Consider the following 13,451-nt stretch of genomic DNA (forward strand, 5'->3'; position numbering starts at 1 on the left):
ATACGCTAATGCCAAAGCAGTTTTACTACCAAACTAACTTTTTAAAACCCGTTATATGTTGAAAAATCACGACTAATAAAACACAAAAATGCATTTTCATTAGTAAAACTAACGCAGCAACAAGGCTTGGTAATTCATAAAATACAAAGTAAACCAAGCTATGACTCGTTAAGCTTAGTGCCGCTTACTAGGGGGAAGTATAACGGGTAATTAGAGTGCGACAGCGCAATAAATACAACGCTTGCAAGTAAGCTAACGGCATGTTTTAAAAACGCCCCCAGCTATTTAGAAACCCAAGACTTTGCGATTAATTAATTTATAAATAACGGCGATTTTGGCTTTAAAAGTGCTGTTTATATAAAGTGTTAATGGGCATTAAGTATGTAGAAGTGTACCTGAATATACTCACCATTAAGTAATTTGACTTAAGTAAATATGTGGCAGGCAAACGCTGCATACCCATGCAGCGTTTATTGCCATTTGTTTAGCCCTAATTAAAACTGATAGCTTACCCTTGCTGAAAAGTTACGCCCAGGTTGGGTGTATTGGCTAAAATCAGCACTTTGCGATTGACCTGCAATCAACTCAAAAGGTACATATTCTTTATCGAGCAAGTTAAGTACACCTACATTTAGCTGCCACGCTTGCCATTCGTAGTTTGCGTATAAATCAACAACGCCGTAGCCATGCCCTTGCGTAGTTTTATCATCGTTTGCATCAAGTACTACATCCGATTGCGATTTAGCTAAACGCAACGCAGCGGTCCAGTTAATATTACCCAGTTCTGTACTTAACAATATTGAGCCATTTAACGGGCTAATGCTGGTAAGTGGCTGATTGGTTTCTTTGTTTTCACCATCAACGTAAGCCACGTTTGCCTCTAGTAGTATATTTTCAGCTACATACATGGCAATTCCTGCTTCAACACCGCTTATTTGTGTTTCGCTAATATTTTGGTACTGATACAGCGTTTTGTTTACGCCAGGAATGTACGTTGGCTCAACACCCACTACGGCGGTTTCTATAAAGTCATCGTATGCTGCATAAAAAGCACTTAAATTTACACTAATATCGCTGCTTGCGTATCTAAGCCCAAGCTCAAACGAATCGCTGCTTTCAGGGTCTAAATCAGCGTTGGGGAGTATTTGATAAAACGGCTCTACACCGTGGCTTTGATAGGCTTGGTCGTGTGGTGGTATTTTAAAGCCTCGTACGTATTGCCCGTACCACGATAAGTTATCATCTACTTGGTAAATAACACCTAGCTTAGGCGAAAAGGCAGATTCGGTAATATCATCAAGCTGTGCATCGGCGTATAGCTCATCACTTTTAGCCTCTAGGGTGTAGTAATCATATCGCACACCTGCAATAACCGACCACGCGCTATTATTAAAAGAAATACTGTCTTGTACATAAGCGCCAATTAAAGAGGTATCAGCCCCTGGGAATGCTTTTTGTTTTTGATCGGTAAAATCAACGGTGCCATCAGCTAAAATACGTGTTTTAAAACGTGGGCGGGTGGTGTCGTATAAGTCTATATCAACTCCGTATACCACTTCGTGATCGGTGGTTTCTCCTTTAAGTCCTTTATTAAATACTGCTTTTAAACCTAAAATATTTTGCTCAAAACGGTAGTCGTTATAATCGGTGTAGGTGCTTGCACCACTAATTTGATCGCTTTGTTGCTCGTAACTACTGTAAGACACTTGGCCGTACCATTTATCAAACGCGGCTGTTGCTACCTCTGAATGATAATCAAGCGCCAGCGACCAACTCGTGTCGTCTTCTTCGGTTTCTTGAACGGCGGGAGTTATTACTTGCTCAATTGTTTGATTAAAGTAATCCAGGGTGTATTTAAGTGTGCGTTTTTCATCAAGCTGTTGCTCAAATTTAACTAATAAAGCATCCGACTTTGCATCGTAGCCGGGTAGGTTTTCGTCATAGTTTTGTACTTCTTCACTGTCGCGGTGGCTATAAACTGCGCTTACAGCAAAGTCGCCTAAGTCTTTTGCCGCAGTAATATCGGCGGCAACTTGATTACTTTGACCTTGATACCCCAGTGCCATTTTTACAAAGCTGTCGTTATTTTTTAAATAATCACTAGGGTCTTTAGTAGTTATAACAACAATGCCACCAAGTGCGTCAGAACCATATAAAGATGACGCAGCACCTTTGGCGACTTCTACTTGTTTTACACCTGCTACATCAAAGTAATTGCGGCCAACTAAATAGCCCCCTCCGCCTGCGTAACCATCGTTAGTGCGTCGGCCATCTTTTATAAATACAACGCGGTTACCGCCAACACCACGTATAGTAAGTGTTTGCGCGCCTGCGCCACTGCCTGTGGTTGCAATGCTTGAATCGTATTTAAACATGGTTTGTAAATCTACAGCTAGCTGGCGCTCTATGTCTTGCTCGGTAATAACAGTAACTGAGCCTGTAACATCTTTAAGCTTTTGTTCAAAGCGTGAGCCACTCACAACAATATGATCGTCAATTATGTTTTCGGCAATGGCAGTGCCCGAGCCGAGTAGTAAGGTTGCTATAGCAGTAAATCTAAACGCAGAGGGATTCATTTTAACTCCAAATGATAATAGTTATTATTTATGGCGGAGATGTTACAACTAAGGCAAAATGAGATCAATTAATTATAATAATCATTTTCATTTAGATTTAGCTGGTTATAATAGCCAAAAAATAAAACCGGAGTGTGTAATGAAATACCTATTTATATTGTTTGCTTTAATGGCCCAATCTGCACTTGCACAAGAGCGCGTTATTAGCGCTGGCGGCACCCTTACTGAAATAATTTATGCGTTAGGCAAACAAAATACCCTTGTAGCTGTTGATCAATCGAGCATGTACCCGCACCAAGCCACGCAATTACCGCAAGTGGGCTATTATCGCGATTTAGCTGCAGAAGGCGTACTTTCAATGCGTCCAACCACCTTGTTAGCGCTTGAAGGCGCAGGGCGAAGCCAAGCACTTAAGCAAATTGAGGCAACAGGGGTTAAGCTAATTCATTATAAAAAGCCGACCTCAGTTAACGAGCTACTTGAGCTAATAAAACGCTTAGGTGACGATTTAAACGCTAAGCAAAAAGCACAAACACTTATTACGCACATTACAAAATCATTACCTGAAAAAGCAAAAGCGCAAACACACAGCGCGCTATTTTTACTCTCAGCTAATGAGCGCGGGCTTGTTGCCGCCGGGCAAGAAACCGTCCCTAATTTATTATTTAGCTATGCAGGCATTACCAATATAGGCGCTACGCATTCAGGCTTTAAAGCACTTAATACTGAAGTACTGGCTGTAAATCAGCCCGACTTTTTAGTAGCCCCAGCCCATGTTGTACGCAGCCTTGGCGGTAAGCAGGCTTTTTGTGAGCAACCTACACTACGCTTATTAAAAGCGGCGCAAACCTGTAACTTACTTGTAATGGATAGCCTACTTTCGCTTGGCATGTCGCCACGTATTGTCACAGCAATTAATGAGCTTAACGAGTATAAAACCCACTTATGAACACCCTAACATTGAGCCGTTTTAAGCCTGTAACACTTAGCCAAACCCATAAATGGATGCTATTAGCCTCTGTGTGTATTTTTGCTTTGGCGCTACTTAGCATAGGGTACGGGCCAGCAGGGTGGGATTGGCGTTTAGCCATTGCTTGGCTTGCGCCCGAGCGCTTTAATCAGTTTGATGCGCTGCAAATAAATGTCGTAATGCAAATACGTTTGCCACGCTTTGTCCTTGCAGTGCTTGTAGGGTTGGTGCTTGCCCAAACAGGGGCGTCAACGCAAGCGCTGTGCCGCAACCCATTGGCCGACCCATCTATTATAGGCATTAGTGCGGGTGCGGCTATGGTTGCTGTGGCGTTTATAGCACTTAGCGCGCAGTTTAATTTTAACGCGCAGTTGTATTTACCTTATGCGTCGTTTTTAGGGGCGCTTGGTGTTACCTCGCTGGTATATTTTATTGCCAAGCAGCAAGGGCAAATTAATATCACCACACTTATATTGGTGGGGGTTGCTATTAACGCATTAGCATTTGCGGTTATTGGGCTACTGAGTTTTTTTGCCGATGACAGTGCATTACGATTAATAAATTACTGGACCATGGGCTCATTAGGCGGAGCAAGCTGGAGCACGATTATTCAAGCTGCGCCGTTACTGTTTATCAGCCTAATTGGCCTGTGGCGGTTAAAAAAGCCCATGAACTTACTCCTTATTGGCGAGTCACAAGCTCAGTACCTAGGGGTAGACACCAACAAGCTCAAACTATATGTAATTATACTTGTTGCACTAGGAGTAGGGGCGGTTGTGGCACTTACCGGCTTAATAGGGTTTGTTGGCTTGGTAGTCCCGCATATTGCCCGCTTAATGGTGGGGCCGCATTTACGTAATATGCTGCCGCTTTGTATGCTAATTGGCGTAGTGGTATTGCTACTTTCTGACTGGTTAGCACGTATTGTTATAATCCCTGCTGAGCTACCTATTGGCATTATTACTGCGCTTTTAGGTGCGCCATTGTTTATTTATTTAATCGTTAAAAATAAACGAGGTTGGTCATGATCGCATTTAACAACCTAAGTGTTGGCTTTGGTAACCATAACGTTTTAAACACCATTAATGGCAGTGCTAAACAAGGCCAACTTGTTGCACTACTTGGTGAAAATGGCGCAGGTAAATCTACTTTACTGCATACCTTAGCAGGTATGCATTCCTTTACAGGCAGTGTACTTTTTAATGCTAAGCCGCTGGCTGCTCATGCTAAAAAGCGCCTTGCCACACAGCGCGCAGTGATGATGCAAGCTAACCACGTAGGGTTTGATTTTACTGTATTTGAGCTTATTGCAATGGGCCGTTACCCGTATGTAGAGTCATTAAAAATGCAAAGCGAAAAAGTACATAAATACGCCGCTATTATGGATTTAAACCAGTATTTAAATCGCCGCGTAAGTGCGCTTTCGGGCGGGGAGCAACAACGCGTACATATGGCGCGTACTTTAGCGCAGCTAAACGCTTTTACACAATCGGCCGAGCCAAAACTAATGCTGCTCGACGAGCCTACATCAGCACTTGATATGCGCCATCAACATGCTTTGCTCAGCTGCGTTAAAGCGTTTGTAGAGCAGGGTAACAGCGCCATTATTGCAATACACGATCTAAATTTGGCCAGCCTTTATGCAACCGATGCTATTTTACTGCACAACAAAAAAGTGCTGCAAAGTGGGCCTATAAACACCGTATTAACTGAACAAAACTTACAACAAATTTACGCCATGAAACTGCACGTAAACCCTCATCCTTATAACGATGCACCCATGGTTTTTTCTCAACGTCAGGAGTTTTTATGAGAGAGCAAGCGTTAAACGATGCACGCACCTTGGTTTACAAAACCAATGCCGGTGTCATGTCGACCATTTCTAATAATTTACGCGGTTACCCGTTTGGCTCAGTAACCCCCTATATGTGCGACGAACAAGGCCGTGTTTACTTTTTTATTAGCGATATAGCCCAGCACACTAAAAACCTAAAGCACGACTCTCGTATGAGCCTTACTATTTTTGATGCCGCCGACTACGGCGATCAAAACGAGCACGGGCGAGTAACGCTTGTAGGCGATGGATCTATTGTGCCAAGTGAGCAAGCACACACTTTACTTGATAACTATATTTCCCTATACCCCGAAGCCGCTAGCTATCGCAACGCGCACGACTTTCAATTATGGCAATTAGACGTAGTGCGAGTGCGTTACATTGGCGGGTTTGGCAAAATATTTTGGCTTGAACAAACCGAGTGGCAAAACGAGGCAAAAGCCTGGGACGAAAGCCAACAGCAAAGCATGATTAACCATATGAATGAAGATCACCAAGATGCTATGTCGCTCATATTAATGCAGCACTACGGCGTAGCTGATAACACCCCAATAATGAGCGGCCTATTACCCACTGGTTTTTATATACAAAGCCAAAAGCGTAATTACTTTATTAATTTTAAAACCCAGTGCAACAGCCCGTTAGAGGTACGTAAAGCGCTGGTTACGTTAACCAATCAAGCCCGAAATAACTAAACTAAATACATGACGACATAGTTAACCTGAGCCCTGGTTAAGAGATTCACTAACTATGTCGTTATTTTATAAGCAAGCTGTTTGCTCGCCTCGTTTGGCTAACGCTTTAAAAGCGGCTTGCTGATGTTCTTTTTGCACATAACGGGGTGGCAAAGAGTTAACTTGCAACTGATACCCTGTTTGGTTAGCTTGCACACTTGTAACCGGCGATATCCACACAACATTTAGCTCTGGCGCTAAACGCTTAATAACGCGCGCTATACCTTCGCCATTTTTCACATGAAAATCGCCCGCTATATGCATTACCTGCACATCTTTATGATTATTTAAATAGTTAACGATAGACTCCCCCATTGTTTCATCCCAGGTAACTTGCGCAGCATAATAATTCTCGTTTTGACTCGGCGAGCCGTGGTGCATTGAGGTCATAAAGCGTTGTTTATAATCACTGGGAGACGTATCAATAGCGGCTGCAATGAAGCTCTGCTGTGTTTCATCAAGTTTATCTAGGTAACTTATGCCTTGCCTGCCAATACAGGTGACTATATTTTTAGGGGCATTTGCAGCTATTACATCGCTATTGTTCGTTTTTGCCAGCTCTACCAGCGCACGGTAATCACTTTTGTAGTTAGGCCACGCTTGGGTGTTATCAATTAAGTATTGCTCACCAATTTCACTCTTAACGTACTGGTTTAAAGTATGCTGATCCGCGCGGCTAAATTGCTCAAGCGACAGGGCTGAGCGTTTATTACTTTTGCTTAATTGCTCAAATAACTCAGCCTGAAATAAATGCACGCCCGGATGTGTATGCAATTCACCCACTAAAATCACATCGGCATTTAATAACTTGGGCTCTAATAATACAGAGCTAACAGGCTTTGCTTGTGCATTATAAAGCGCAGTGTAATAAAGCGATGGGCTTTTATTAGGCACCGTGACTGTTGTGCTACAACCACTCAAACCCGTAACTAACGCCAGAGTTAACATAGACTTTTTCATACACACCTTTAAAACACTTTAATGCAAATAATTATCAATATCATATACTTGTAATACCTATTAAGCCAGCCAAACTGCTGCTTACTTACATAATCAAGGAAATGAGCGAAACGCGCATTTATATGCCTTAACTTTGCTTGTAAATATTAAATAGCTTTTGATAGCAATGCCTTAGGTAATTTGTTAAAACTGTGTAAAGTAGAAAATGAGCGTGACATCGGCAGAAGTATGCTCGATTCGCGGCCTATAAAATTGTTAGATGTTAAATGGAGCTCTATGAAGCATCCACTTTTTAGTGAAAACATGGAAGATGGTTTTAGCCTATTCTTACTAAAATTTTCAGAATCAAGAAGCTGTCTCTTATTTGGTACCTCAGCTCTTTTGTTATTTATATTTGCAAGTCAAAACACCAGTTTTATGAGTTTCCTTAATGAACACTGGTTTGGTAACATTCTTAAGATTTTATGTGTAATTGGAGCTTTATTAAGTTGGTTTTCAGCACAAGCACATTCATATAAAAATGGGCACTTTAAACTAGTAGCTTCCATATTCTTACTTTGGCCCATTAGCTATATATACTTGTTTTATATACAGTTAACTAAAAAACTAACGTAAATATCAAATGAAAGAATTATAGTTGGCTGTTTTTTGTTCCTAAAACCATTTTGGTCAACTATATTTTTCCGCTTATGTAAGCGTTAGGCACTGGAGAAGGTTTAATAGATGGAACCAAATTATTCAGAATATTCTGTTACCGAATTGCAAGAAGCTATTACGTCTATTGATAGGGCTTTGTACCCTGAACGCTTTGAGCTATTAAAAGCCGAACTATTAAATAGAGACGAAGAAGAGCATAATGCTTCTCAATTAGTAAGTCTTTCATCAAAGGACTTACTTATTAAGCTCAGCAATACATTTTTTGTAATTCCGTTGATGATCTATATAGGAGTAGATGCACTTAATAGCGGTGAAATACTCCTTAAAGGAGGAGCTATATCAAAAAATGAAAACTTTATATTATTTACATTAAGCGTAATGTTTTGTTTTTTAATCTCAGCGGTACTGACATGTAGCCTGTTTGTGGATAAGAGCAAAAGTTCCTGACAAATACATTATGTTGTTCATAAATTCACTAGGACACAGTTCGATTGGTAGTGCTTTTCTGGAGGTTGATAATATTTTCAACTCAGGGAAAAACATGCTGCACAAGCTAAGCAAAAACAAGTTATAGAGAATAAGAAGACGGTGAAGTGTATTTAAAAACTCTATAACTGAAACAAAAAGGCCGCAGTAATAAATACTGCGGTCTTTGTTTTTAGCTAAGTGCTATTTAATAAGCGCCTGCGCTGTAAATAAGCTCGTAGCTGTGGCTGTAAATTTCAAGGATATTACCAAACGGGTCTTCCATGTAGATCATGCGGTACGGCTTTTCACCTGGGTAGTAATAACGAGGGGCTTGCATACGTTTTTTACCGCCAGCTTCTACAATACGCTCAGCTAAGCCTTCTACATCGGGGTCTTGAACACAAAAATGAAAGATGCCTGTTTTCCAGTATTCAAAATTGTCTTTTGGGTTTTCTTGGTTTTTAAATTCGAAAATTTCGACACCAATACGATCACCTGTAGATAGATGCGCAATTTTAAATTTTTCCCACTTTTCGCCAAATACTTCTGTGCACATTTCGCCAATTGGGCTTTTGTCTTCGGTAATTAAAGTGGGTTCCATTATTGTGTACCAACCCATAACCTTAGTATAAAACTCGACTGCTTTTTCAACGTCGGGAACCGAAATACCAATGTGCGAAAAACTACGTGGATATGTATGACTCATAATACTTCCTCTTTAACTTGTGACTTATCTTGTGACTAGTTGATGGAGTTAGTTTACGAATTGAACAATATTAAGTAAAATTATCATTAATCATCATTTTGAGTACGTTTTGTAATGATAAATCCAACATGGTTAAATACGTTTTGTACTTTGGTTGAGGTAAATCATTTTACCCAAACAGCTGAGCGCCTTTATATGACCCAATCTGGTGTAAGTCAGCACATTAAAAAGCTAGAGCAACAAGTTAACTGCGCTTTACTTGAGCGCCATGGTAAGCAGTTTTCGCTTACCCCTCAGGGCCAAAACTTATATCAGCAGGGCAGCCTACTTCTTAAAGATTGGCAATTTTTAGAACAACAATTAAAAGATGACTCGCCGTACAGCGGAGTGGTAAAGATTCAATCTCCAGGCAGTTGTGGTTTAAAGTTTTATAATCAATTATTAGCACTACAATCTGAGCATAAAGAACTAATTATTGATTACCGCTTTGCGCCCAATGTAAGTGTTGAACAAGCTGTAGCAAACCACAGTGCCGACATCGGTTTTTTAACTCAAGCTCCAACATTTAGCGAACTAACCAGCCATAAAATAAGCCAAGAGCCACTACTACTTGTAACGCCTGCAGGTATAAACATGCCTAATTGGCAAACCCTGTGTGAGCTAGGGTTTATTGCTCATCCCGATGCAAGCCATCATGCGCAGCTACTACTAAGCGAAAACTACAGTGAGTTTGAGCATATTGACCAAATAAGACGTACGGGATTTTCTAACCAAATTAGTTTAATACTAGAACCAGTAAGTTTAGGGTTGGGCTTTACGGTATTACCTGCTCATGCTGTTGGCGCATTCAATAAACCACAACTTATAAAAACACATCATTTAGAATGTCCGGTTAGTGAATCTATTTATGTGTGCCATCACCGAAATAGGCCAATGGCAAAACGTATGAATACAGTGATTGAGCTAATAAAGGCGGGAGTAAATAGTTAAAACGTAAACCCCCTTTACACCCACGGCACTTAATACCATAAGCAAAAGGGGGAACAGAAAATTAGTTAACGCTTTCTAATTTTGCTTTTAAATCGAGTAAGTCGGTTGCGATAGTATTTGGCTGTATTTCCCACGGATCGAAGATTGATTCTTTAGATCGTTGAATCCACGCCGCGCGCATACCGTGCGATATGGCACCGGTTACATCAAACGGGTTACTTGATACAAGCCACGTGTTTGCGCCTGTTGAATTGGTTTCGCGTAAAAAGTGACTATAAACCCCTGGATTTGGTTTAAAGGTTTTAATGTCGTCGGCACTTACTACCCCTTCAAAAAGTTCACTAATACCTGCGGTTTCTAATAAGGTATGAACTGCGTCGGCAGCGCCGTTTGAAAATGCAAACAAACGGTAATCCTTCGCTTTTAATTGCTCAAGGCCTGCTTTTACATCATCGAACGCAGGAAGCGTTTTATAAAGCTCTAGCAGTTGCCCCTTTTGATCTTCACTTAGCTCGGTTTTGTGCGCTAAGCAGGCGTAATCGAGTGCGTGTTTTGTACATAGCGAGAAAGGAATATAATTTTACATTAATCCACGTCTAAATGAATACTCTAATTGCTTTTCGCGCCATGTATTTGAAAATGCTTGGGCGTTATCGCCAATCATGTCGTCGAGTAAGGACAGTACGCCGTGAGTGTTTATTAGCGTACCGTATACGTCAAATGCAAGTGTAGTTGCCATGTTTGCTCCGCAATAAAATAAATTAAGTTGGTTTTAGAGTACTTGCTTACAGCTTAACTTAATTTGAACGAACGCTCAAATTAATAAAACTTATAAGCATCGAGTGCCAAAATATCCATTTCTATATTCTCATGTATTTTTTCGGCTTTACCGTCACTACTTCCAAGCGCTGCAAAAAGAGGTAAAAAGTGCTCCTGGGTAGGGTGATTAAATAAAGCATAGGGTGCTTCATTTAAATAGTTAAGTAACGCTTGGGTGTTTTGCGTTATTAACTTTTGCTCAACCCAATGGGTAAACTCATTAACCATTTGAACACGGTTAGGTGTAGCAGGGCTTTTAAATATTTCACGTAGATTGTGACTAATACCGCCTGAGGCAATAATTAATACGTTATCGCTGCGCAGTGGTGCAAGTAACTGCCCGTACTTATACATTGCCTGAGCGCCCAAACGCGTGTTAATAGACACCTGAACAATGGGAATATTAGCTGCTGGGTACATTAAGCGCAGCGGGATCCACACACCATGATCCCATCCTTGATCTGCATTTTGCACCGTTTTAATACCCGCTTTGTAAAAGTACTCACTAATAGTATTAGCAAGCTTAGGGTCTCCTGGTGCTGGGTATTGAATTTCATACAGAGGCTTGGGGAAGTTATAAAAGTCGTGAATAGTATGCGGCGCATCTCCTGATGTAATAACTATATCGTGCGCTTCATCAAAGTGGGCAGAAAACACCACAATAGCTCGTGGTTTACTAAGCGTTTGACCTATTGATGCAAGAAAATCTGACGTAGCCGATTGCTGTACAGCCATCATTGGCGAACCGTGAGATATAAATAAAGCAGGCTGAGTCATACTAAAACCTTAAACAAATAGACGTGTTATAAACACTATATAAGTTTCTAATTTGACGATAAATATGATACTTATTTATACATTATCAACAAAGTATTGTTAAAGATGGATAAACTCACCACCATGAAGACCTTTTTAGCCGTTGTGCAAGAAGGATCATTTTCAAAAGCGGCCGATAAACTCGATATTTCGCCGCAGTTAGTCAGCAAATATATTTCTGCGCTGGAAGATAATCTACGCACGCGTTTATTACACCGTACAACGCGAAAAGTAAGTGTTACAGAGGCTGGAAATCAGTATTATCAGCGTTGTCAGCAGGTGGTTATTGATATTGAAGACATGGAAAACTCACTCAATAACTTAAGCGAAAATGTATCGGGTTTGCTTAGTATTAGTGCGCCTATGTCGTTTGGTACTAAGCATTTAGCAGGTTTGTTGGTTGATTTTCAAAAGCAGTATCCAAATTTAAAGTTAGATTTACGGCTCACCGACCAATATGTAGATATAGTAGAGCAGGGTATTGATATTGCTCTACGTATTGGCGTATTAAAAAACTCAACGCTCATAGCTAAAAAAATTGCCCCTATACGTTTAGCTGTATTTGCGTCACCCGACTATTTAGAACGCCATGGCACGCCACAAACGCTTTTAGATTTACAGTCACATAATTATTTACGCTATTCCCACAGCGAACCCACAAAGCGATTATTTGGGGTTAATGAGTTAAAAAGCGAGCTAAAGCTTGAAAGTAACTTTGTGGCTAACAATGGTGATTTGCTACTAAATACAGCCATTGCGGGTGGTGGTATTGCTATGCAGCCTACATTTATAGCAGGGGAAGCACTGGCTCAAGGTAAAGTAGTGCGCATTTTAAAAGACTATGAACCCGAGCCAATGGGGCTTTACATGGTATACGCTAATAGGCAGTTTTTACCCAGTAAAGTACGTGCGTTTGTTGATTTTGCAAGTGGCTATTATGGCGATACACCTTACTGGGATTTAGGAGAGTGATATGTCGATAACTAATCAATTAACGTTATTTGTAGATGTAGTGCAACAAGGCTCATTTGCCAAAGCCGCAGCACTGCATGATATGGATAATTCGTCACTATCTAAGCAAATTAAAAAAAAGGACAAAACACCCAATTATTATGGAAGTAAAAATCCATAATAAAATAGGAATATAATTAAAATACAGATTCATATTACTGTGAGCGCGTTAAATTAATAACGCCCATTTACTGTAATGGGGGTTTACAGTAAATTTTTGCGTTATACATTTAGCTCTTTTAATTTATTCCAGACGCTCTCGCCGCCAGGGTGAAGCGCTGCATGGTACCGATACGCATAATATGTAATAGGTACGCAATGATGCTTTTGGCCAACTACAACTAAACTTTTCTCTTTTAGCTCTTTAGTAATGACATAGTTTGGTAACCAAGCAATGCCATTACCCTCTAAAGCCTGTATTTTTAAAAGCTCTGTCATCGACGATACAAATACTTTTTTAAGTTTAGAGCCCGATATTATAGAAGCGTTTATTATTAAAGGTTTGCCTTGCAATACACGACGTATTTGTCTCTTTCACAATGCCATTGCTGGCAGGCCTGTAAGAGTTTTATCTTGCTAAGTAACACTGTGCAGTGCAGACTATTACAACTAAATTCAACGTAGTTAGCGCTGAAAATAGCTGCTTAAATAGATCTATTATTCAAGTTCAGGTTACTTGAGCTTTTTAATACCAATTAACACACAGATGGTACCGCCAATAATACCCGCCCATGCTTCTATTGGTGTGCCGCCACTAAATGCACGGCTAAGCTGCGAAGCCGCCGCATCATACACGTCGTATCCCCACATAATTAAAGCGATACCTATAACGATTAAAACAATTCCTACAATCTTATTATTCATAAATATCCTTAAGGTTTAACTTACATAAACTAAATAAAAAATAAAT

The 13,451-nt window shown here is 40.4% G+C and carries 14 protein-coding genes and 1 pseudogene; 8 read left to right on the top strand and 7 right to left on the bottom strand.

The annotated features are described in order from the left end of the window. Positions 1-494: 494 nt before the first annotated feature. A complete protein-coding gene (locus tag H4J63_RS10440) occupies positions 495-2,576 on the bottom strand; it encodes a TonB-dependent hemoglobin/transferrin/lactoferrin family receptor (RefSeq protein WP_182196419.1) in 2,082 nt (693 codons plus the stop codon). 139 nt (positions 2,577-2,715) lie between these two features. Here H4J63_RS10440 and H4J63_RS10445 point away from each other — a divergent pair, with 139 nt between their 5' ends. The 4 genes from H4J63_RS10445 to H4J63_RS10460 are packed head-to-tail and all read left to right on the top strand — an operon-like array spanning position 2,716 to position 6,075. Next, positions 2,716-3,525: a hemin ABC transporter substrate-binding protein gene (locus H4J63_RS10445; RefSeq protein WP_182196421.1), complete on the top strand. Its 810-nt coding sequence runs from the start codon at positions 2,716-2,718 to the stop codon at positions 3,523-3,525. Further along, positions 3,522-4,574, top strand: coding sequence for an iron ABC transporter permease (locus H4J63_RS10450; protein ID WP_182196424.1), 1,053 nt, complete (start codon positions 3,522-3,524; stop codon positions 4,572-4,574). The genes H4J63_RS10445 and H4J63_RS10450 overlap by 4 nt, the downstream gene beginning before the upstream one ends. Further along, the gene (locus H4J63_RS10455; protein ID WP_182196427.1) at positions 4,571-5,359 is read left to right on the top strand and encodes a heme ABC transporter ATP-binding protein; all 789 of its coding nucleotides are present in this window, start codon (positions 4,571-4,573) and stop codon (positions 5,357-5,359) included. The genes H4J63_RS10450 and H4J63_RS10455 overlap by 4 nt, the downstream gene beginning before the upstream one ends. Beyond that, the gene (locus tag H4J63_RS10460) at positions 5,356-6,075 is read left to right on the top strand and encodes a HugZ family protein (protein ID WP_182196429.1); all 720 of its coding nucleotides are present in this window, start codon (positions 5,356-5,358) and stop codon (positions 6,073-6,075) included. The genes H4J63_RS10455 and H4J63_RS10460 overlap by 4 nt, the downstream gene beginning before the upstream one ends. A gap of 66 nt (positions 6,076-6,141) precedes the next feature. Here H4J63_RS10460 and H4J63_RS10465 read toward each other — a convergent pair whose 3' ends face one another. Further along, positions 6,142-7,074, bottom strand: coding sequence for a ChaN family lipoprotein (locus H4J63_RS10465; RefSeq protein WP_182196431.1), 933 nt, complete (start codon positions 7,072-7,074; stop codon positions 6,142-6,144). 723 nt (positions 7,075-7,797) lie between these two features. On the opposite strand from H4J63_RS10465, the gene H4J63_RS10470 reads away from it, so the two are divergent. After that, positions 7,798-8,178, top strand: coding sequence for a hypothetical protein (locus H4J63_RS10470; protein ID WP_182196433.1), 381 nt, complete (start codon positions 7,798-7,800; stop codon positions 8,176-8,178). Between the two features lie 226 nt (positions 8,179-8,404). On the opposite strand, the gene H4J63_RS10475 is transcribed toward H4J63_RS10470, so the two are convergent. Then, positions 8,405-8,905, bottom strand: a complete 501-nt coding sequence (locus H4J63_RS10475; protein ID WP_007583656.1) for a lactoylglutathione lyase family protein — start codon at positions 8,903-8,905, stop codon at positions 8,405-8,407. A gap of 114 nt (positions 8,906-9,019) precedes the next feature. Between H4J63_RS10475 and H4J63_RS10480 the strand changes: the two genes are divergently transcribed. Then, a complete protein-coding gene (locus H4J63_RS10480) occupies positions 9,020-9,895 on the top strand; it encodes a LysR family transcriptional regulator (protein ID WP_182196435.1) in 876 nt (291 codons plus the stop codon). Positions 9,896-9,956: 61 nt separating this feature from the next. Here the strand turns inward: H4J63_RS10480 and H4J63_RS10485 are convergent. After that, positions 9,957-10,634 (bottom strand): annotated as a pseudogene (locus tag H4J63_RS10485) (haloacid dehalogenase type II). An 80-nt stretch (positions 10,635-10,714) separates the two neighbouring features. Then, positions 10,715-11,491 (bottom strand): class III extradiol ring-cleavage dioxygenase, encoded by a 777-nt coding sequence (locus tag H4J63_RS10490; RefSeq protein ID WP_182196437.1) that lies wholly within the window; start codon positions 11,489-11,491, stop codon positions 10,715-10,717. Positions 11,492-11,596: 105 nt separating this feature from the next. Here H4J63_RS10490 and H4J63_RS10495 point away from each other — a divergent pair, with 105 nt between their 5' ends. Beyond that, positions 11,597-12,502: a LysR family transcriptional regulator gene (locus H4J63_RS10495; protein ID WP_024605185.1), complete on the top strand. Its 906-nt coding sequence runs from the start codon at positions 11,597-11,599 to the stop codon at positions 12,500-12,502. Between the two features lies 1 nt (position 12,503). After that, on the top strand, positions 12,504-12,662 hold the full coding sequence (locus H4J63_RS10500) for a LysR family transcriptional regulator (protein WP_231619959.1): 159 nt from the start codon (positions 12,504-12,506) through the stop codon (positions 12,660-12,662). Between the two features lie 101 nt (positions 12,663-12,763). Here the strand turns inward: H4J63_RS10500 and H4J63_RS10505 are convergent, their stop codons facing one another. After that, entirely contained in the window at positions 12,764-12,979 is a 216-nt protein-coding gene (locus H4J63_RS10505) for a hypothetical protein (protein WP_241764485.1), read from the bottom strand. A 234-nt stretch (positions 12,980-13,213) separates the two neighbouring features. Continuing rightward, a complete protein-coding gene (locus H4J63_RS10510) occupies positions 13,214-13,405 on the bottom strand; it encodes a DUF3185 family protein (protein ID WP_024605355.1) in 192 nt (63 codons plus the stop codon). Positions 13,406-13,451: the final 46 nt, after the last annotated feature.

The organism is Pseudoalteromonas sp. 5Ae-yellow (genome assembly GCF_014077565.1).
Taxonomy (GTDB): domain Bacteria; phylum Pseudomonadota; class Gammaproteobacteria; order Enterobacterales; family Alteromonadaceae; genus Pseudoalteromonas.

Coding starts and splice junctions, on each gene's coding strand:
- H4J63_RS10465 (WP_182196431.1), bottom strand. CDS start 7,074: ATGAAAAAGTCTATGTTAACTCTGGCGTTAGTTACGGGTTTGAGTGGT.
- H4J63_RS10445 (WP_182196421.1), top strand. CDS start 2,716: ATGAAATACCTATTTATATTGTTTGCTTTAATGGCCCAATCTGCACTT.
- H4J63_RS10475 (WP_007583656.1), bottom strand. CDS start 8,905: ATGAGTCATACATATCCACGTAGTTTTTCGCACATTGGTATTTCGGTT.
- H4J63_RS10490 (WP_182196437.1), bottom strand. CDS start 11,491: ATGACTCAGCCTGCTTTATTTATATCTCACGGTTCGCCAATGATGGCT.
- H4J63_RS10460 (WP_182196429.1), top strand. CDS start 5,356: ATGAGAGAGCAAGCGTTAAACGATGCACGCACCTTGGTTTACAAAACC.
- H4J63_RS10480 (WP_182196435.1), top strand. CDS start 9,020: ATGATAAATCCAACATGGTTAAATACGTTTTGTACTTTGGTTGAGGTA.
- H4J63_RS10450 (WP_182196424.1), top strand. CDS start 3,522: ATGAACACCCTAACATTGAGCCGTTTTAAGCCTGTAACACTTAGCCAA.
- H4J63_RS10510 (WP_024605355.1), bottom strand. CDS start 13,405: ATGAATAATAAGATTGTAGGAATTGTTTTAATCGTTATAGGTATCGCT.
- H4J63_RS10455 (WP_182196427.1), top strand. CDS start 4,571: ATGATCGCATTTAACAACCTAAGTGTTGGCTTTGGTAACCATAACGTT.
- H4J63_RS10470 (WP_182196433.1), top strand. CDS start 7,798: ATGGAACCAAATTATTCAGAATATTCTGTTACCGAATTGCAAGAAGCT.
- H4J63_RS10495 (WP_024605185.1), top strand. CDS start 11,597: ATGGATAAACTCACCACCATGAAGACCTTTTTAGCCGTTGTGCAAGAA.
- H4J63_RS10505 (WP_241764485.1), bottom strand. CDS start 12,979: ATGACAGAGCTTTTAAAAATACAGGCTTTAGAGGGTAATGGCATTGCT.
- H4J63_RS10500 (WP_231619959.1), top strand. CDS start 12,504: ATGTCGATAACTAATCAATTAACGTTATTTGTAGATGTAGTGCAACAA.
- H4J63_RS10440 (WP_182196419.1), bottom strand. CDS start 2,576: ATGAATCCCTCTGCGTTTAGATTTACTGCTATAGCAACCTTACTACTC.